This is a genomic window from Arthrobacter sp. EPSL27, from assembly GCF_001512305.1.
Classification (GTDB): domain Bacteria; phylum Actinomycetota; class Actinomycetes; order Actinomycetales; family Micrococcaceae; genus Arthrobacter.
On the sequence record NZ_LNUT01000004.1, the window covers coordinates 836046 to 853640 of the forward strand.

At 67.6% G+C, this 17595-nt stretch carries 20 protein-coding genes; 13 read left to right on the forward strand and 7 right to left on the reverse strand.

Annotated features, from left to right (window positions below):
• Positions 1 to 37: 37 nt before the first annotated feature.
• From rimP to rbfA, 5 genes are all read left to right on the forward strand, one after another.
• The gene (gene rimP, locus AR539_RS08405; RefSeq protein ID WP_066434755.1) at positions 38 to 655 is read left to right on the forward strand and encodes a ribosome maturation factor RimP; all 618 of its coding nucleotides are present in this window, start codon (positions 38 to 40) and stop codon (positions 653 to 655) included.
• Positions 655 to 1635, forward strand: coding sequence for a transcription termination factor NusA (nusA, locus tag AR539_RS08410; protein WP_066434763.1), 981 nt, complete (start codon positions 655 to 657; stop codon positions 1633 to 1635). The genes rimP and nusA overlap by 1 nt, the downstream gene beginning before the upstream one ends.
• A gap of 256 nt (positions 1636 to 1891) precedes the next feature.
• Positions 1892 to 2233, forward strand: a complete 342-nt coding sequence (locus AR539_RS08415) for a YlxR family protein (protein ID WP_066434766.1) — start codon at positions 1892 to 1894, stop codon at positions 2231 to 2233.
• Positions 2234 to 2385: 152 nt separating this feature from the next.
• Complete coding sequence (gene infB / locus AR539_RS08420; RefSeq protein ID WP_066434769.1) at positions 2386 to 5286, forward strand: translation initiation factor IF-2; 2901 nt, start codon at positions 2386 to 2388, stop codon at positions 5284 to 5286.
• 262 nt (positions 5287 to 5548) lie between these two features.
• A complete protein-coding gene (gene rbfA, locus AR539_RS08425; RefSeq protein WP_066434776.1) occupies positions 5549 to 6058 on the forward strand; it encodes a 30S ribosome-binding factor RbfA in 510 nt (169 codons plus the stop codon).
• 100 nt (positions 6059 to 6158) lie between these two features.
• Here the strand turns inward: rbfA and AR539_RS08430 are convergent, their stop codons facing one another.
• Positions 6159 to 7292 carry a ScyD/ScyE family protein gene (locus AR539_RS08430; RefSeq protein WP_066434783.1) on the reverse strand — a complete coding sequence of 378 codons (1134 nt, stop codon included), beginning with the start codon at positions 7290 to 7292 and terminating at the stop codon, positions 6159 to 6161.
• 181 nt (positions 7293 to 7473) lie between these two features.
• Between AR539_RS08430 and AR539_RS08435 the strand changes: the two genes are divergently transcribed.
• The 3 genes from AR539_RS08435 to AR539_RS08445 all read left to right on the forward strand — a co-directional run bounded on the left by AR539_RS08435 (position 7474) and on the right by AR539_RS08445 (position 8871).
• Complete coding sequence (locus AR539_RS08435; RefSeq protein ID WP_066434786.1) at positions 7474 to 7959, forward strand: deaminase; 486 nt, start codon at positions 7474 to 7476, stop codon at positions 7957 to 7959.
• Between the two features lie 98 nt (positions 7960 to 8057).
• Positions 8058 to 8495, forward strand: coding sequence for a thioredoxin (trxA, locus tag AR539_RS08440; protein ID WP_066434788.1), 438 nt, complete (start codon positions 8058 to 8060; stop codon positions 8493 to 8495).
• 28 nt (positions 8496 to 8523) lie between these two features.
• Positions 8524 to 8871: a CU044_2847 family protein gene (locus tag AR539_RS08445; protein WP_066434791.1), complete on the forward strand. Its 348-nt coding sequence runs from the start codon at positions 8524 to 8526 to the stop codon at positions 8869 to 8871.
• A 36-nt stretch (positions 8872 to 8907) separates the two neighbouring features.
• On the opposite strand, the gene AR539_RS08450 is transcribed toward AR539_RS08445, so the two are convergent.
• Positions 8908 to 9117 (reverse strand): hypothetical protein, encoded by a 210-nt coding sequence (locus AR539_RS08450; RefSeq protein WP_066434794.1) that lies wholly within the window; start codon positions 9115 to 9117, stop codon positions 8908 to 8910.
• Between the two features lie 129 nt (positions 9118 to 9246).
• Positions 9247 to 10413, reverse strand: coding sequence for a pyridoxal phosphate-dependent aminotransferase (locus AR539_RS08455; RefSeq protein WP_197410575.1), 1167 nt, complete (start codon positions 10411 to 10413; stop codon positions 9247 to 9249).
• Positions 10414 to 10504: 91 nt separating this feature from the next.
• Here AR539_RS08455 and truB point away from each other — a divergent pair, with 91 nt between their 5' ends.
• From truB to AR539_RS08470, 3 genes are all read left to right on the forward strand, one after another.
• Positions 10505 to 11473: a tRNA pseudouridine(55) synthase TruB gene (gene truB / locus AR539_RS08460; RefSeq protein ID WP_231728545.1), complete on the forward strand. Its 969-nt coding sequence runs from the start codon at positions 10505 to 10507 to the stop codon at positions 11471 to 11473.
• Positions 11473 to 11826, forward strand: coding sequence for a hypothetical protein (locus AR539_RS08465; protein ID WP_066434807.1), 354 nt, complete (start codon positions 11473 to 11475; stop codon positions 11824 to 11826). Before truB ends, AR539_RS08465 begins: the two co-directional genes overlap by 1 nt.
• A gap of 73 nt (positions 11827 to 11899) precedes the next feature.
• Positions 11900 to 12343 (forward strand): hypothetical protein, encoded by a 444-nt coding sequence (locus AR539_RS08470; RefSeq protein ID WP_066436336.1) that lies wholly within the window; start codon positions 11900 to 11902, stop codon positions 12341 to 12343.
• On the opposite strand, the gene AR539_RS08475 is transcribed toward AR539_RS08470, so the two are convergent.
• Entirely contained in the window at positions 12317 to 12847 is a 531-nt protein-coding gene (locus tag AR539_RS08475) for an NUDIX domain-containing protein (protein WP_082699251.1), read from the reverse strand. The genes AR539_RS08470 and AR539_RS08475 overlap by 27 nt on opposite strands.
• A gap of 273 nt (positions 12848 to 13120) precedes the next feature.
• Positions 13121 to 13684, reverse strand: a complete 564-nt coding sequence (locus AR539_RS08480) for a DinB family protein (protein ID WP_231728546.1) — start codon at positions 13682 to 13684, stop codon at positions 13121 to 13123.
• Between the two features lie 453 nt (positions 13685 to 14137).
• Here AR539_RS08480 and AR539_RS08485 point away from each other — a divergent pair, with 453 nt between their 5' ends.
• Complete coding sequence (locus AR539_RS08485) at positions 14138 to 14593, forward strand: hypothetical protein (RefSeq protein WP_157360948.1); 456 nt, start codon at positions 14138 to 14140, stop codon at positions 14591 to 14593.
• 112 nt (positions 14594 to 14705) lie between these two features.
• Here AR539_RS08485 and AR539_RS19315 read toward each other — a convergent pair whose 3' ends face one another.
• Entirely contained in the window at positions 14706 to 14843 is a 138-nt protein-coding gene (locus tag AR539_RS19315) for a hypothetical protein (RefSeq protein WP_157360949.1), read from the reverse strand.
• A gap of 262 nt (positions 14844 to 15105) precedes the next feature.
• On the opposite strand from AR539_RS19315, the gene AR539_RS08490 reads away from it, so the two are divergent.
• A complete protein-coding gene (locus AR539_RS08490) occupies positions 15106 to 16452 on the forward strand; it encodes an MFS transporter (RefSeq protein WP_082699252.1) in 1347 nt (448 codons plus the stop codon).
• Positions 16453 to 16472: 20 nt separating this feature from the next.
• Here AR539_RS08490 and AR539_RS08495 read toward each other — a convergent pair whose 3' ends face one another.
• Positions 16473 to 17495 carry an NAD(P)/FAD-dependent oxidoreductase gene (locus AR539_RS08495; protein ID WP_066434815.1) on the reverse strand — a complete coding sequence of 341 codons (1023 nt, stop codon included), beginning with the start codon at positions 17493 to 17495 and terminating at the stop codon, positions 16473 to 16475.
• Positions 17496 to 17595: the final 100 nt, after the last annotated feature.

Sequence of the window (17595 nt, forward strand, 5' to 3'; positions counted from 1 at the left end):
TACACACAACATCATCTAGCGGGAGGCGGCCGGCATCATGACCAACGCAGAAGCCACGACTTCAACAGACCGGACCGGGACGGGGAAGGCTGAAGCCGCACCCGCTCACAACTTCGAGGCCGAGCGGCTGCACGCGCTCCTGGAGCCCGCGGTCCTGGCCAACCGCCTGTACCTGGAGGACGTCTCCATTCACGTTGCCGGCGCCAACCGGGTGGTCCACGTTGTGGTGGACCTGCCGCAGGAGGAGACCGGTGGCGTGGGCCTTGACGTCATTGCGGAGATTTCCAAGACCCTTTCGGACATCCTGGACACCGATCCCACCATGGACGCCCGCCCCTACGAACTCGAAGTGTCCTCACCCGGCGTCGGCCGCCCGCTCACCGAAGAGCGGCACTGGCACCGGGCCCGCGGCCGCATGGTCAAGGTCAGTGTCCTGCAGGGCGAGAACGTCACCGGTCGCGTCATGTCCGTCGACGACGGCGGCGTGACGCTGGTCCCGGAGATCACCGTCAAGAAGGGCATGAAGCCCAAGCAGGGCGACCCCATCAAACTTCCTTTCGACAGGATCCGCAGCGGAAAAGTCGAGATAGAGTTCAGCCACCTCGACGAGGCCGGTCTGGAGAACGCACACAATGGACCTTCTGAGGAGGCCTGATGGATATTGACATGAGCGCACTGAGACTTCTGGAGCGTGAGCGTGAAATCCCGCTGGACCTCCTGATTCCGACCATCGAGCAGGCACTGCTGGTGGCGTACCACAAGACGCCCGGGGCCTTCGAGAAGGCCCGGGCGGAGCTGGACCGCAAGAGCGGCCACGTGACCATCTGGGCCACCGAAATCGACGACGACGGCGCGCCGATCGGCGAATTCGAAGACACCCCCGCGGGTTTCGGCCGCATCGCCGCGAGCACCGCACGGCAGATCATCCTGCAGCGCCTCCGCGACGCTGAGGACGACAACGTCCTGGGCCAGTTCAAGGGCCGCGAAGGCGAGCTGGTGGCCGGCACCATCCAGCAGGGCAACAACCCGCACATGATCCAGGTCAACCTGGGCACGGTGGAGGCGCTGCTGCCCCCGCCGGAGCAGGTGCCTGGCGAGAAGTACATCCACGGCAACCGGCTCCGCGCCTTCGTGATCGACGTGCACCGCGGCACCAAGGGCCCGTCCATCACGCTGTCCCGGTCCCACCCGGGCCTGGTGCGGAAGCTCTTCGAAATGGAGGTTCCGGAAATCGCGGACCGCTCCGTGGAGATCGTCGCCCTCGCCCGCGAGGCCGGACACCGCACCAAGATGGCTGTCAAGGCGAACAACCCCGGCATCAACGCCAAGGGCGCCTGCATCGGTGAAATGGGTTCCCGCGTCCGTGCGGTCATGAACGAGCTCAACGACGAAAAAATCGACATCGTCGACTACAGCGAGGACCCGGCGACGTTTATCGCCAGCGCGCTGTCCCCGTCGCGGGTGAATTCGGTCACCATCACGGACGAGGCAACCCGCTCGGCCCGCGTGGTGGTCCCGGACTACCAGCTCTCCCTTGCGATCGGCAAGGAAGGCCAGAACGCACGCCTCGCCGCCAAGCTCACCGGCTGGCGGATCGACATCGTCTCTGACGCCGCGGTCAGCCGCGACAAATAGGCCCGGCGCGTGGCCCCGGCAGCGGGGCCGCGCCGCAGGCACCTGTGCCCTTCCTCCGGCGCCCCCGGTCCCGCAAGTTCGGGGCCCGGGCGCTTGAGGGGCTAGAATAGACATGACCGCGCCTAACGGCCGGTATCCGCGTGATCCCCACGCGTCCGGAACCCGTCCGGCGAAGGAACTGCTCGCAGCGCCTTGGCCGCACCGGGCCCAGGCAACCGGGGCCGGCAGATATGTACTGGCAGGAAGATACTCGTAAGTGGCACACGTGCAGCACCTCGAGGATCAGCCGCAGCGCACCTGCATCGGATGCCGGAAGAAGGGTCCGCGGTCGGAGCTACTCCGGCTCGTCGCCGGCGGCAGCGGTTCAACCGCCGTCGTGGTCGATGAACGACGCCGGATGGCTGGCCGGGGTGCATGGCTGCACCCCAGCGACAAGTGCCTGGCACTGGCGGTCAAACGTCGAGCGTTCGGTCGCGCCCTCAACGGCGCTACCGGAACAGCCGACGTCGAGCGCCGGATCACGGCAGGCACGCAAGCCGCGGGCACCCCGGTGGCCGCAGCAAAAACCGTCCAACCTGAAAGCGGGTCAGAAAACTGATGGAAACCCGATGAGTTCCCACCGATGAGTGCGCAACGATGACAACTTTGTTGCGCTCTGCAATGGGCCTTTCAGCTGCACTCGCGGCGGAGGCCCGCAGTAAGAAGTAGACGGTTCGTGCCTGGCTCGGTGCGGACCGAGACAGGAGAAATGTGGCCAAGGTCCGCGTACACGAGCTCGCTAAAGAGCTCGGTATTACTTCCAAAGATGCAGTAACCAAACTGCAGGAACTGGGCGAATTCGTTCGCTCTGCCTCTTCCACCATTGAGGCCCCCGTTGTGAGGAAACTCCGCAACGCGTTCCCCGACGCGCCGGCAGCTTCGAAGTCCGAAGCCCCCGCGTCCGCCCCCAAGGCACCCGCCAGCCCCGCGGCAAACCGACCGGCGCCCGCGCCGGCTCCGGCTGCGCCCGCGGCACCGGCGGCTGCACCCAAGACTGAAGCTCCGGCGCCGGCAGCAGCTGCTCCGGCTCCCGCTCCCGCCGCAGCGGCCCCGGCCGCAGCAGCACCCGCCGCACCGGCGGCCCCCGCTGCCCAGGCTCCGGCCCCGTCGACGGGCGCCAAGCCCGGCGCACGTCCGGCACCCAAGGCTGAAACCCCGGCTGCTCCGGCACGCCAGGGCGGTTCGGCACCCCGTCCGGGCGGCCCCCGTCCGGGCAACAACCCGTTCGCCACTTCCCAGGGCATGCCCCGGGGCCGCGGCGGCGACAACGAACGTCCCGCGCGTCCGGGTAACAACCCGTTCGCTCCTTCCCAGGGCATGCCGCGTCCGGGCGGAAGCCGCACTGAGGGCGAACGCCCCGGCGGTCCCCGTCCCGCGGCCGGTGCCGGTGGCCCCCGTCCGGGCGGTCCCCGTCCGGCAGCTGGCGCCGGCGGTCCCCGTCCCGGTGCACCGCGTCCGGCCGGAGCACCCGGCCGTCCCGCAGGTGCCGGTGGAAACCGGCCGACGCCGGGCATGATGCCTAACCGCACCGAGCGTCCCGCACCCGCAGGTGCCGGCCGTCCCGGCGGCGGCCGCGGTCCGGGCCGTCCGGGCGCACCGGGTACCGGTGCTCCCGGCACCGGTGGCGGCGCTCCGGCCGGCGGCGGCTTTGGCAAGGGCGGCCGCGGTCGCGGCGGCACCCAGGGCGCCTTCGGCAAGGGCGGCGCAGGCCGCGGCAAGCAGCGCAAGTCGAAGCGTGCCAAGCGCCAGGAACTGGAGCAGATGAGTGCTCCGTCGCTGGGCGGCGTCAGCGTGCCCCGCGGCGACGGCAATACCGTTGTCCGGCTCCGCCGCGGCTCGTCCATCACGGACTTCGCCGACAAGATCGAGGCGAACCCCGCTGCACTGGTCACCGTCCTCTTCCACCTCGGCGAAATGGCCACGGCCACGCAGTCGCTGGATGAAGAGACCTTCGCCCTGCTCGGCGAAGAGCTCGGCTACAAGCTGCAGGTCGTGTCCCCGGAGGACGAGGAGCGCGAGCTGCTCTCCGGCTTCGACATCGACTTCGAGGCCGAACTGGAAGCCGAAGGCGACGAGGAACTGGAAGCGCGTCCTCCGGTAGTCACCGTCATGGGTCACGTTGACCACGGTAAGACCCGTCTGCTCGATGCCATCCGCAAGTCCGACGTTATGGCGGGCGAGCACGGCGGCATCACGCAGCACATCGGTGCTTACCAGGTCACGCACAACCACGAAGGTGCCGATCGCAAGATCACCTTCATCGATACCCCGGGCCACGAGGCGTTCACCGCCATGCGTGCCCGTGGTGCGAAGGTCACCGACATCGCCATCCTGGTGGTTGCAGCGGACGACGGCGTGATGCCGCAGACCATTGAAGCCCTTAACCACGCCCAGGCGGCCAACGTGCCGATCGTCGTGGCCGTGAACAAGATCGACAAGGAAGGCGCCAACCCGGACAAGGTCCGCGGCCAGCTGACCGAGTACGGCCTGGTTCCGGAAGAGTACGGTGGCGACACCATGTTCGTGGAGGTCTCTGCCCGCCAGAACCTGCACATCGACGAGCTGCTCGAGGCCGTCCTGCTCACCGCAGACGCAGCCCTGGACATGCGCGCCAACCCGAACAAGGACGCCCGCGGTATCGCGATCGAAGCCAACCTGGACAAGGGCCGCGGTGCGGTTGCCACCGTCCTGGTCCAGTCCGGCACCCTGCACGTCGGCGACACCATCGTGGCAGGCACGGCCCACGGCCGTGTCCGTGCGATGTTCGACGACGACGGCAGCGCCCTGACCGAGGCCGGCCCGTCCCGCCCCGTGCAGGTCCTGGGTCTGTCCAACGTCCCGCGCGCCGGCGACACCTTCTTCGTGACCGCTGACGAGCGCACCGCCCGCCAGATCGCCGAGAAGCGTGAAGCTGCGGACCGCAACGCCGCCCTGGCGAAGCGCCGCAAGCGCATCAGCCTGGAAGACTTCGACCAGGCCGTCGCCGACGGCAAGATCGACACCCTCAACCTCATCCTCAAGGGTGACGTGTCCGGTGCCGTGGAAGCCCTCGAAGACGCACTGCTCAAGATCGACGTTGGCGAGGGTGTCCAGCTGCGCGTTATCCACCGCGGTGTCGGTGCTATCACGCAGAACGACGTCAACCTGGCGACGGTCGACAGCGCCGTCATCATCGGCTTCAACGTCAAGCCTGCCGAGCGTGTTGCCGAACTGGCAGACCGCGAAGGCGTGGACATGCGCTTCTACTCCGTCATCTACGCAGCCATCGATGACATCGAGGCAGCCCTCAAGGGCATGCTCAAGCCGGAGTACGAAGAGCACCAGCTGGGCACCGCCGAGGTCCGCGAAGTGTTCCGTTCCTCCAAGTTCGGCAACATTGCAGGCTCGATCGTCCGCTCCGGTGTCATCCGGCGCAACGCCAAGGCCCGCATCAGCCGCGACGGCAAGATCATCGGTGACAACCTCACCGTTGAGACGCTCAAGCGCTTCAAGGACGACGCCACCGAGGTCCGCACGGACTTCGAGTGTGGTATCGGTCTTGGGTCGTACAACGACATCAACGAAGGTGACATCATCGAGACCTTCGAGATGCGCGAAAAGCCGCGCGTCTAGTCTGACCGCCTTCGGCGAGTCAGTAGCAAGAGGTGCGGGGCCGTTGGATTCTTTCCGGCGGCCCCGCCCCTTCGCTGGGCGGCAATCGATCTTCGATCGTTTGCCGCCCAGCTTCGGCAGGCCCGATGCCACTCCCGGGCCGCCGGAAAGAATCCAACGGGGGTCCGTCGTTTGACTCACCGTAGTGCGTGGCAGAAAACTGAAGCGAGCGACTCCGCCCACCAGGCGCCGTCGTACATCCCAAATTTTTTTAGGAGTGGAAATGGCTGATCCCGCACGGGCTGCCAAGTTGGCGCAGCGGATAAAGGTTGTTGTTGCTGAGGCGCTGGGCCGGAGGGTCAAGGATCCCCGGCTGGAAGGTGTGACTGTTACCGATGCGCGGGTGACCAATGACCTGCAGCACGCCACCGTGTACTACACGGTGTTCGGTGACGAGGTTGCGCAGTCCGATGCTGCCAAGGGGCTGGAGAAGGCCAAGGGTGTGCTGCGCCAGGAAGTCGGCCGGAACATCACCGTGCGGCTGACCCCCACGCTGGAGTTCGTGGCAGACCAGATCCCGGTCAACGCCTCGAACCTTGAAGAGCTGCTGCGCGCCGCGAAGAAACGCGACGCCGAGGTGGCCGCACTCGCTGCCAGCGCCAAGCACGCCGGCGACGCCGACCCCTACAAGAGCGACGTTCCCCAGGACGTGGAACTCGACGAGGACGACTTCGACGAAGAGGACCTGGACCTCTCCGCCGACGGCGACGTCGATGAGGACAGCAACAAGTAGTTCAGCGTCGACGCAGTCCTGAAGATTAGCGTCCTGCGCGAGGAAATGGCCGGCCCCGGCAGGGGACCGGCCATTTCTGTGTGTATTCACGAATGGTTGGTCAGTGGCCGCCCAGCTCCACGTACATCACCTGGCCGTCGGGCGGCCCGTCCGGGCCGGGCAGGGCGTTGACCGCCGCGTAGAGGGTATGGCCGCGGATGTCGGCGTCTGCCGCGAACTTGGCCGCGAGCACCACTGTCGACTCACCGGAGTCCGGGTCAATCCGGAGCACCCCCTCTCCGAACAGCGAGGCGACGTACAGGCCGCCGTCGTCATCCAGGGCCAGTCCCGTGGGCGTCATGATGTCCTCCGCCAGGAGCTCCACGTCGCCGTCCCGTCCCACCGTGAAGATGGCGCCGCGCGGGCCCAGCGTCGGGTCTTCCGGCCCGCCGGGCAGCGAGGTGACGTACAGCCGGCCGTCCGGGCCGACGGCGACATCGGTCGGAACAGCCTCGAAATCGTAGGTGGTTCCGACGACGCAGGCAGGCAGTCCGTTGGAGGCGGCAGCCTCAGCGGTGATGGTGTAGGGCCGCGGCGGCAGCACGGCCATGGTCTCGGTCTCCCCGGTCCGGGCGTCAACGGACACCACGCTGTTGGCCCCGGCGTCCGCAACGTAGATGGTCCGCTCCGTCAGCGCGATGCCGTACGGATGGGAGTCAATTTCACCCTGGTACGTCTCGGGCATGTTGGGCGGCAGTTCCGAAGCGCAGCCCGCCGGCAGGTCGCGGAAGCCGTACCGGGTGCCGCCGTCGGCGTTCTCCTCCGTCTCAAGGGCGGCGAAGTCGCCCAGGGTCTCCTGGCTGCCGTCCTGTTCAATGATGCGCACGTGGCCGGCCAGCTCCCCGGGGTCGGGGCCGGCGCCCTGGCTTTCGAGGAAGTAGGTGCGCCCGTCCCGCTGGGCGTTGCCTGCCACGCTCCAGTCCGGGGTTTCGTAGAGGACGCTGTGGGTCCCCGCGTCGTCCACCCGGGTCAGCCGGCCGGCAAAGGACTCGCTCACGGTCACGGAGCCGTTGCGGCCCGTGCTGAGGTGGAGCGGGCCCACCAGCCCTCCGGTCAGCAGCACGGCTGACTTGTCTCCGGCGTCCCCGCCGCCGCCGCCTGACGGGTTGCCGGGTGCGGCGCCGGCGGCGGTCCCGGTCGAGAAGAACACGGCGGCTGTGGCGGCCGTGGCGAGCAGTGACAATCTGGTTCTCATGGCTGGCTCCCGGAGCGTATGGCTAAGCATCCACATCGTTGAGACCACTGAGACCGTTCATTGGCGGCCGGGAAATTCCACGGCGGCCCCCAGCGAATTTTAAGCCGCAGGCGCCGCAAAGTCGATGCCTTCCGGGCGCGCAGACCCTCTGCGGGGCCGGTCGGCTCGCTATGATCGGACCATGCCCATGCCGCCCGCAGATACCGACATCCGCAGTTTCCTCGACCAGGCGATCCGGCTCGCCGCCGGGAGCGCTGCCGGCGGCGGCGGCCCGTTCGGGGCGCTGGTGGTCACCGCCGACGGGAAGGTGCACACCGGCGTCAACCGGGTGACGCGGGACAACGACCCCACGGCCCATGCCGAGGTGGTGGCCATCCGCGCCGCCGCTGCCGCGTCCGCCACGTTCGATCTCAGCGGCGCTGTGCTCTACGCCAGCTGCGAGCCGTGCCCGCTATGCCTTGCCGCGGCCCTGTGGGCCCGCGTTGACCGGGTCTATTTCGCTGCGGACCGCCACGCGGCCGCCGCTGCCGGCTTCGACGATGCGCTGTTCTACGAATACTTCGACGGCACCCGGCCGGACCTGATGCCGGTCCGCCAGGCGGCAGTACCGGCGTCGGATGTTCCCTTCCAGGCCTGGCGCGACAACCCCGACCGCATCGAATACTGACGGGGACGCCCCGCCCGGGGCCTTTGGACCCTATGCCCGGCCGCCGCCGGAGCGTCCCATGGAACCATGACTGCGGGGACCCGGGAAGGCGGTGGACTGTGGGCTCCAGCCTGATCAAGTGCCCCCAGTGCGGGAAGACGAACCGGATCCCGGCGGCGGCGGCCGGCCACCCGCGGTGCGGCCACTGCCGTACCGACCTGCCGTGGATTGTGGACGCCGGCGACGCCGACTTCGCCGCCATTGCAGAACAGTCCTCGACGCCGGCCCTGATCGATTTCTGGGCAGCCTGGTGCGGGCCGTGCCGCATGGTCAGCCCGGTGCTGGACAGGCTGGCCCACGACCGGGCGGGCCGGGTCAAGCTCGTGAAAGTCGACGTCGACAACTCGCCGGCGCTTTCCCAGCGGTTCCAGATCCAGGCCATCCCGACCATGCTGCTGATCCGGGACGGCAAAGTGGTGGCCCGCCAGGCGGGAGCCCCGCCGGCGGCAGCCCTGCGCGAATGGCTCGACGGCGCCCTGGCCGCGGGCACGCCGTGACCGGCCTGCGGGCAGGAGGGAGGACGCAGTGACCGAGATACTGCGCTACGAAGTGGGATCCGGAACGGTGCTGGTGGAGGCTGCGGAGAACAGCTTCGGCGTCGAACGGCCCGCAAGGAACGAACAGGGGATCACTGATGCCGGGCGCCGGCTGGAGGATGCCCTCGCTGCCGTCCGGCCGGCGGCCGCGGCTGCGGCCGAGGTGCTGAAGGAAGTCGGTGCGGAGCACATGGAACTCCAGTTCGGCGTCAAGCTGGCCGGTGGGGCCGGGGCCATCATCGCCCAGAACTGCTCCGAGGCCCACTTCGTCGTCACACTCTCGTTCAGCCACACGCCGCCGGCGCACGCGGCGCCGGAACCGGAGATCATGCTCTGACGCGGGCCGGGCCGCCGGTCCGGCCCGTACAGCCGTTCAGCGTCGCCGGCTCCGCGCGCCGCGGGCGCCCAGTCCGCCCAGAAACGGCGAGCCCACCCCCAGCAGGAAGCCGAAGTCGTACCAGTTACCGGCCCTGGCCGAGTTGTAGAACGGGAAATCGCTCCACTGCCCAAACACATGGACGATCAGCACAATCCACGCCGTCAGCCCGTTCCAGATGCCCCATAACAAGTCCTGCCACCACATGTGAACCTCCCTGGCCGAACCGTGAATCCGACCGGACTGCCTGGCCGGACCACGCGATGGACTCAGGGTAGGTGCTGCGGGTCAGGCGCGGTAGGGGACAGCGGCCCGGTGACCGGGCCGCCTCAGCCCTCAGCTGTCAGCCGGGACCCTGGCGGGGAGCCGCCCCAGGCCTTCCACCAGCTCTGCCTGGCTGCCGCACAGCGCAATCCGGATCCAGCCCTCGCCGATCGAACCGAAGGAGGTGCCGGGGGCAAGAGCCACCCCCGAATCGGCGAGGAAGCGGCGGACCCACGAACGGACGTCGCCGCCGCTGACGTGGGAGACGTCGGCCCAGAGGTAGAAGGCGCCCTGCGCCGTGAGGAACGGAATCCCTTTGGACTCCAGCACCGCCGAGGCGGCGTCCCGGTTGGCGCGGTAGTGCGCGTGCGCGTGGCTGACATAGTCCTGCGGGCCAGTGAGCGCGGCCAGCGCGGCGTACTGCGACGGCGAGGCGACGCAGGAGACGATCGCCTCCATCACGTTGCTCATCTGCTGCTCCAGGCCGGGCGGGCAGATCAGCGCGCCGATCCGCAGCCCGGTCAGGCCGTAGGTCTTGGACAGGGTCAGCGACGTGAACACGCGGGCTTCGCCGGGGACGTCACTGTCGAAGCGGGCGGGGCTCACATGCGGGACGTCGTAGGTGAACGCCTCGTAGCATTCATCCGAGATGATCCAAAGGTCGTGGCGGACGGCCAGTTCAACCAGGCTGCGGGTGAGCTCCTCGCCCAGGACGGCGCCCAGCGGATTGGACGGCGAGTTGAGCACCAGGACCTTGGTGCGCGGGGTAATCAGCGCCTCGATGTCCGCGATCCGGGGCTGGAACGCGTGTTCGGGATACAGCGGGTACCGCACCGGGACGGCGTGGAGCAGGCTGCTGGTCATGGCGAACGTGGGGTACCCCGGATTGGGGATCAGGATCTCGTCGCCGGGGGAGAGCAGCAGGCTCATCGCGAAGTGCAGACCTTGCTGGGCGCCGTCGACGACGTACACGCGGTCCGCGCCGACCGGCGTCGCGTTGTGTTCGCGGAACCTCGCGGCAAAGGCCTCGCGCAGGGCGGGGAAGCCGGCGTTGGGAGTGTAGTTCGTTTCGTCGCGGTCCAGGCAGGCCATCCCCGCCTCGAGGATGTGGCGGGGGACGGCGAACCCCGGTTCCCCGATGCTCAGCACGATCGCGCCGGGGGTTCCCCAGGCGGCTTCGGTGATCTCGCGGATCTGGTTGACGGGAACGTCGCGGACGTGGGCGGCAAGCTCGGGCATGTCTGCCATCCTAGCCGCCGCTGCCGGCTGCGCCGGGGTACAGGAGGGGGCCGCGGCGGAGGCCGGCCCCGGCGCGGATATACTGGGAAGCGTGCTTTCTGGACTGGTGATAGTGGACAAGCCGCAAGGCTGGACCAGCCACGATGTGGTTGGACGGATGCGGCGGCTGGCCGGTACCCGAAAGGTGGGCCATGCGGGGACGCTGGACCCGATGGCCACGGGAGTCCTGGTGGTCGGCATCAACAAGGCCACCCGGCTGCTGACCTATATCGTGGGCACCTCCAAGACGTACACGGCCACCATCCGCCTGGGCGAATCGACGGTGACGGACGACGCCGAGGGCGAGGTCACCGCCACCCGCAGCGCCTCCGCGGTCACCGAGGACGCCGTCCGGGCCGGCGTTGCCGCTCTGACCGGCGAGATCGAACAGGTCCCCAGCAGCGTCAGTGCCATCAAAGTCAACGGGGAACGCGCCTACGCGCGGGTCCGTTCCGGCGAAGAGGTCAAGCTCGCCGCCCGGCCCGTCACCATCCACCGCTTCGAGGTCCACGGGATCCGCCCGGCACGTGGCGGCGAGGCGGCCGACGTCGACGTTCTCGATGTGGATGTCACGGTGGAGTGCTCCTCGGGGACGTACATCCGGGCTTTGGCCCGCGACCTTGGCGAGTCGCTCGGTGTCGGCGGCCACCTGACGGCGCTGCGCCGCACCCAGGTGGGCCCCTACACCCTGGACCAGGCCCACACTCTGGAGCAGTTGGCCGAGCACCTGGACGTGCTGGAAATGTCGCAGGCCGCCCGGGCACTGATGCCCAACCGTGAACTCAGCGACGAGGAAACCACCGAGATTTCCTTTGGCCGCAGGATCGCCGCGGGCGCGGCCGCCGGAACGCCGGACGCCGCGACGCCTGAGAACCCGGCAGCGGCGTTCGCCCCGGACGGGACGCTCGTGGCGCTGCTCGCGGACAAGGGCAGCTACGCCAAACCGGTGCTGGTGTTCGCGCCGGACAACGAAAAACGTGCGGCCGCGGAGCCGGCAGCGGAACAGCAGGCCGGGCAGTAGTGGACGTTTATTTCTACATTGTCCTGGTGGCCGGGCTGGTCTCCACCGTCATCTGCCTCACCGCCGGCATCCTTAAGAAGGCGCCCAACGACACCACCATTCTCTCGGTGGCCGCCGTCGAGCTCTCCCTCCTGGTGTACCTGGTCGGCTCGATCGTCCGGGTTGCCAGCGGGGAACAGATCGCGGGGGAGCCGTGGGAGTTCTGGGGCTACCTGCTGACGGCGCTCCTGCTGCCGGTGGGCGCGGTCTACTGGGCCATCCTGGAGCGAACGCGCTGGAGCAACTTTGTGCTGGCCGCCGTCGGCGTCACGGCACTGGTCATGGCCGCCAGGATGAATCAGATTTGGTACTGACGTGGAAGAGGCTCAGAACGTGACGGCGAAACCTTCGCAGCAGAACCCCGGGACGACGCCGGCACCGGGCTCTGTGCCGGCGTCAGTGCCGGACCCGGAGACTAAAGACACCCGGAACACCGGCCCCGGCCGACTCCTGATCGCTGTCTACGCCGTCTTCGCGATCTCCGCGACGGCCCGGGCCGGCTACCAGATCCTCACCAAGTTCTCCGAAGCCCCGGTGGCCTACCTGCTGTCGGCCTTCGCCGCCGTCGTGTACCTCGTGGCGACGGTGTCCCTCGCCAAGTCCGGCCGCACCTGGTTCAAGGTCTCCGTGGTTGCGGTGCTGGTGGAGCTGGTGGGTGTGCTGGTGGTCGGGGCGCTCAGTGTGTTCGATTCGGTCAGCTTCCCGCATGAGACTGTGTGGTCCCTCTTCGGGCGCGGCTATGCGTTCATCCCGCTCCTGCTGCCCATCCTGGGCCTGATCTGGCTGTACCGCCGCCGGCCGGCGTCAGTCGGGACCGTCGTCGAGCCCTGACAACCTGCGGCGCAGGCCGGGCCAGGCTGCTGCGAAGCCGGGATGCAGCGCCTTGCCGCCGACGCTTCCCACCGGCACCCACTGCAGTTCCAGGCTCTCCGGGTCGCTGATTTCCGGCTCGAACGCCGTCACCACCTCGACGGCCACCGTGGTGTAGCTCCAATAGCCGACGTCGAACACCGTGGTGAACAGCACCCGGACGTTTTCCGGCGGCACGGCGGCTTCCTCCTGCGCCTCACGGAGGGCGCCGTGCACCGCTTCTTCGCCCTGGTGCAGGGCCCCGCCGGGGAGTCCCCACGTGCCGCCCTGGTCGCTCCACAAAGCCCGGTGCTGGAGGAGGATGCCCTTGGCAGGGTCGTGGACAAGGAGGCCCGCCGAGCCAAAGCGCCCCCAGAAGCGCCCGCGGTCACCCTCGACCCATGCGTCCCCCGGATCGCGCGGGCCGAGGGGCCTGCGCAGCTCAAAAGGCGGTTTGGTGGACTGAGGGTCGCTAGGGCTGTCCATGCCCCCCAGTCTCCATTAGTAGTCGGGTCGAATCCAATCTGTGACCGGGATGAAGTTAGGTGAGTTTTCCCGGGCGAGCGGCACATCGATCTCGACGTCGGTCAGTATGGTGACGTCCCCGAGAATTGCCATTTTCTCGATAACCCCGGTCGTTCTGTTGACGACGGCTGTAGCTCGGAACGCGGGGTCGTCGACGTGCTCGAAGGTGACCGAGAGCGACCGATGCTCCCGCTCTCCCCGCTTTGTACTTGCCTCATTCCGCGAACGGGCTCCCTACCCCGGCGGGTCCTGTCCCACCAGACCGTCCACCGATTCTCGGATGAGGTCTGCATGGCCATTGTGACGGGCGTATTCCTCGATCATGTTGAGGAGGATGTAGCGCAGACTGGGGAGTTCGACGTTGTGGTTGGAGGCAACTGTGCCTTGCCGGCCTGGACCGCCGTCCTTCAGCGCCTGCGCGAACAGGGCGCGGGAGCGGCTCACCGCGTCGCTCCATCTTCCATAGAGTTGGTCGGGGGAGTCCTCGCTGGCAGAGGTCCAATCCCAGTCAGGGTTGGCGTCCCAGTCCACGGCGTTCCACGGGGGGAGCTGTTTGCGGCCATGCAGCCATTCGGTGGACATGTCGTCCTCGAATCGGGCCAAGTGTTTGAGCAGGCCGCCCAGCGTCATCGACGAAGGGGCGAGTGCCGCCCGTAGGCCTGCGGCGTCGAGTCCGGCGGTCTTCCAGGCGAAGGTCGCCCGCTGTCGCTCCAGGAAGCCCAGCAGGGTAGCGGACTCGTCTCCGGCCATAGGGGGCTCGGTATAGGTCTCGGCGGCCTGGTCCCTTTGGTCGTTCAACGGGTGCCTCCTCGTGGTGTCGGGCGATCCAGAGTTTGTCGTGGAAAGTCCAGGGTACGAACCGGATCCTACATTCCAATCACCCGACAGGAAATCCTTTAGCGGCGCTTCGTTCGGCAACAGAATGCCGACGGCGGACGCCACGCAAGGGGTGGGTATCAGCTCCCGAGGACGGCTTTATATCGGCGTTCAGTCTTCTCGTCTGCCCGCCAGATACCGTGCGATCAAACGAAGGGATATGCCCACGCCGAGTCCAACCGGTAACACGTAGAGCGGACCCGACTGCGGGAACAGCTGCCCAAGAAAGGCGCCGGACTATCTCCGCTATGTTCGCCACTTTTGCGGCGCCATGACCCACCTCGGCCTTCCTGAACTCAACCAGCCATTGATGGTGCTAGGTTGTTCCCAGCTGGGGGGCATTGGGTACTCCCTGCACTCTCGAGGGGGACTCACATGAGCACTGAATATCCACACCCGGCCTACGCAGCCATCGCAGGGGAGACTGAAGACGCCAAGCGCTCCCGTAAGGGTCGGACCGGCATCGGAATCGGGCTCCTTGTAGTGGGTGCGCTTGGTGCGTTTGGCATGGTCTGGTTGTACACGCAGTACGGCTCCCTCATCGACACCCTCAGCGAGAGCGAGAGGGTCGAAGTCGTCATATTCGACGCCCTTAATGTCGTTTTCGTTCTCGCTCTGCTCGGAGGCGGGATTTGGAACCTCGCAGCACGACGCAGCAAGTCCCTGGCTCCCCCTATGGCGGCGCTGGCTCTGTCCGGCATCGGCCTTGCACTTGCAATCACCAACTTCCTGGACGCCGTAAATACGGAGGGAATGAGGCCAAACGTCTTCGCGCTGTTTGTCTACCTAGGCATCCTCGTGCAGGCAATCAGGCTCGTACGGGGGCGTTGACCAGCTTCGAGCCCACGTTCCTGGTCGCCGTTGCGGCTGTGCGCGGGTTTGCCCCTGTGGGGGTGCAGGCCGGCGCCTGTGGACAGCAGCGGTTGTGCCCGGCACTGTCCGGTCAGGACCCAGTGAGGCGGCCGATGACCGGCGCGATATTGATGACCCAAATGATTATGCCGGCGGCGATGAGGGCCAGGACGAGTCCTGCGACCAGCATGATCAGGGGAGCGTTGTCACGGTTCCAGATGCGTGACATAGGTGTCACCTAACTGTTCGGATTCTTGAGTTGGCGGCGCTTCTGCGCTGGCTATGTCGCGTCCGCTGTTGCGGCAGCGGCTGCCCCAGTCCGACCAGTGTGGGTCCGGGGGCTATGTCCTCCACACGGATCGCCTGTGGATTTGCTGTGCGGGTGGGCTGGAGATCCCGGAGGGGACAATGCGTCCAACGACCCTGCGTATCGGCCGGCGCCTGCCGTGACCGCTAGGATCTCAGTTTACGCGCGGTGAGCGGGGGAGAGCATGGGAATTATTGGCGAAGGCCCAACGGCCACGGAGCCAAAGCTTCGCCGCTACCCAGCCTTTGTCAGGTTCTGGGTGGCCTCGACGGTGTCTGATTTCGGCACCTACATCACCACCCTGGCTATGTCCGTTCTGATCCTGGTCACGATGAGCGGCACCCCGTTCGACCAGGGCCTGGTCAACGCCGCGAGGTGGACCCCGTATCTGCTCTTCGGTCTGGTTGCCGGAGTCTGGATCGACCGGTTCCCCCGGCGGACTGTCCTCATCGGCGGAGACGTGGGCCGTGGTCTGATCCTCGCCGGGGTTGCCGTTGCGGCAGTGACGGCGGCCCTTTCGGTTCCGGCGCTGATGATCCTGATGTTCGCATTCGGAACCCTCGCGCTGACCAGCGACGCCGCCTATCAGAGCTTCCTTCCCCGGCTGGTCTCCAGGTCCCTGCTCACCCAGGCCAACGCCCGGCTCCAGCAAAGCGACACCGTGGCCCAGACGACGGGCAGCGCGCTGGCCGGCGGCCTGGTGGCCCTGGTGACGGCGCCTGTGGCTCTCCTGGTGGATGCTGTCTCATATTTCTTCTCCGCAGCGGTGCTCCTCTCCCTGGACCGGCCGTCCGACCAGGCTGCGGCACTGAGCGGACAGAAACTGCGCCACCAGATCGCCGAGGGGCTCCGGTGGGTCTATGGCCACGCCCGGCTGGGGCCGCTGGCGTGGAGCACCCACATCTGGTTCATCGGTTCCGCCATCCTGGGGACGGTCCTGCCCGCGGTGGTCCTGAAAGATCTTGGCTTGGGTGCCCTGGGCCTGGGTGTGGTGATGGGGTGCGCCGGAATCGGTGCTGTCGCGGGCACCACACTTTCCACCCGCCTGGGGCGCAGGTGGGGTACCGGCCGTGCGATCGTTGCGTCCCGCCTTGCCGAGCCGCTGGCCGTCGCGGTGGTGGCGCTGGCGCCCCTCGCCGCCGGTGCCGGAAACAGCGGAGAGGCGCACGGTTCCCCTCTGCACTGGCCCGTACAGCTGTGGACGGCCTTGGTGCTGGCCGGCGTCGGGCAATTGCTGTTCGGCCTGGCCATGGGCGTCAAAGGGCCGCTGGAAATGGGGTACCAGCAGGCCGTGACTCCGGACAGGCTCATCGCGCGCATGAGCGCCACGAGGCGTTCGGTGAACCGGGGGATGATCGTGCTCGGAGCCCCCTTGGGCGGCCTCATAGCAACCGTTGCCGGCTCCGGCGCGGCACTGTGGGTGGCCGCTGCCTTCCTGCTAATGGCCTCACTGGTGCTGCTCTTCTCCCGGTTCAGGGATGCACGGATTGAGGACCATCAGCTGTCCGACGAGGAAGCGCTGCGTGGCTGAACGGGCGGCATGCGGGAGTCTTACTGACCATCACTGAGGCCATGGCGGCGGTGACCCATGACGATCCTGGTAACCGCCGCTTCCGATCCGGCTGAGAAGGGGCCGTAACGCCCCTCCACGGCCCACCGGGTTTCCTCTTCGACAAGGCCGGCGTTGATCCCCGCCCCGGCCATGACGCCTTCAGCCGCAGCGGTGATGACCTGCGCCATGAGGTTGGAGACGTTGCCCGCCGCATAGACGCCGGGGACGGCCGTGGCCCCCAGAGAGTCGGTCTCGATGAACCGTCCGGCCCCCGACGGGTGCTCCTGCGGATCCAGCCCGAGGGATTCGAGGAGCGACGACCTGGCCTTCATCCGTGGCGCCACGGCCAGGGCCTGGACGTCGACCGAGGCACCCTGGCGGAGCGTGACGCCAGACAGGACACCCCCGACGGCGTCAACAGCAGCCACAGCGCCGTCCACGACCCTGACAGACCGGGCAGCAAGTTTCTCCCACTCCTCATCGGTGGGTTCCACGGTGTCGTTGAGGAAGAGCGTTACATCCGGGGACCACTGCCGAAACAACAGAGCCTGGTGGACGGACAGCGGGCCGGTGCCCAGCACTCCAATCCGTTGCCCGCGGATTTCCCAGCCGTGGCAGTAGGGGCAGTGCACAACGCCCTGTCCCCACTGCTCCCGCAGCCCCTCGACGGGTGGCAGTCCGTCGGCCAGCCCGGTGGTGACCAGGAGGCGTCTGCCGGAGAACCGGCGGGCATCCCCGAGGACCACCTCGAACCCGTCAGGGCGCCGCCGCGCGGCGACGGCCTCGCCGTCAATGACCGTTCCTCCGTAGGACATCACTTCGCTGCGACCAATGGACAGGAGTTCCAGGGGGTTCATGCCGTCCCTCGAAAGGAAACCGTGAACCCCCGCCGCGGGTGCGTTGCGTGGCGTACCGGAATCGATGACCAGTACCCGCCGCAGCGCGCGGCCCAGCGTCGTGGCGGCGCTGAGTCCAGCTGCGCCGCCGCCAACAATGACAACGTCATACCGTGTGGTGTCCATCCTGCTTGTCCTTCGTCGAGTCCTGAAGTGCTGCCGCCGGCGTCGGTTCCCGGCCATACCAGCCTCCATCCCGATGCCAAGTTTTGACAAAGAAGATTGC

Bases quoted from the DNA above. Each gene is read 5' to 3' on its own strand.
- AR539_RS08475 (WP_082699251.1), bottom strand. From the start codon at position 12,847: ATGGACAGCCCTAGCGACCCTCAGTCCACCAAACCGCCTTTTGAGCTG.
- AR539_RS08485 (WP_157360948.1), top strand. From the start codon at position 14,138: ATGAGCACTGAATATCCACACCCGGCCTACGCAGCCATCGCAGGGGAG.
- AR539_RS08495 (WP_066434815.1), bottom strand. From the start codon at position 17,495: ATGGACACCACACGGTATGACGTTGTCATTGTTGGCGGCGGCGCAGCT.
- nusA (WP_066434763.1), top strand. From the start codon at position 655: ATGGATATTGACATGAGCGCACTGAGACTTCTGGAGCGTGAGCGTGAA.
- AR539_RS08455 (WP_197410575.1), bottom strand. From the start codon at position 10,413: ATGCCCGAGCTTGCCGCCCACGTCCGCGACGTTCCCGTCAACCAGATC.
- AR539_RS08430 (WP_066434783.1), bottom strand. From the start codon at position 7,292: ATGAGAACCAGATTGTCACTGCTCGCCACGGCCGCCACAGCCGCCGTG.
- rbfA (WP_066434776.1), top strand. From the start codon at position 5,549: ATGGCTGATCCCGCACGGGCTGCCAAGTTGGCGCAGCGGATAAAGGTT.
- AR539_RS08490 (WP_082699252.1), top strand. From the start codon at position 15,106: ATGGGAATTATTGGCGAAGGCCCAACGGCCACGGAGCCAAAGCTTCGC.
- AR539_RS19315 (WP_157360949.1), bottom strand. From the start codon at position 14,843: ATGTCACGCATCTGGAACCGTGACAACGCTCCCCTGATCATGCTGGTC.
- AR539_RS08450 (WP_066434794.1), bottom strand. From the start codon at position 9,117: ATGTGGTGGCAGGACTTGTTATGGGGCATCTGGAACGGGCTGACGGCG.
- rimP (WP_066434755.1), top strand. From the start codon at position 38: ATGACCAACGCAGAAGCCACGACTTCAACAGACCGGACCGGGACGGGG.
- AR539_RS08435 (WP_066434786.1), top strand. From the start codon at position 7,474: ATGCCCATGCCGCCCGCAGATACCGACATCCGCAGTTTCCTCGACCAG.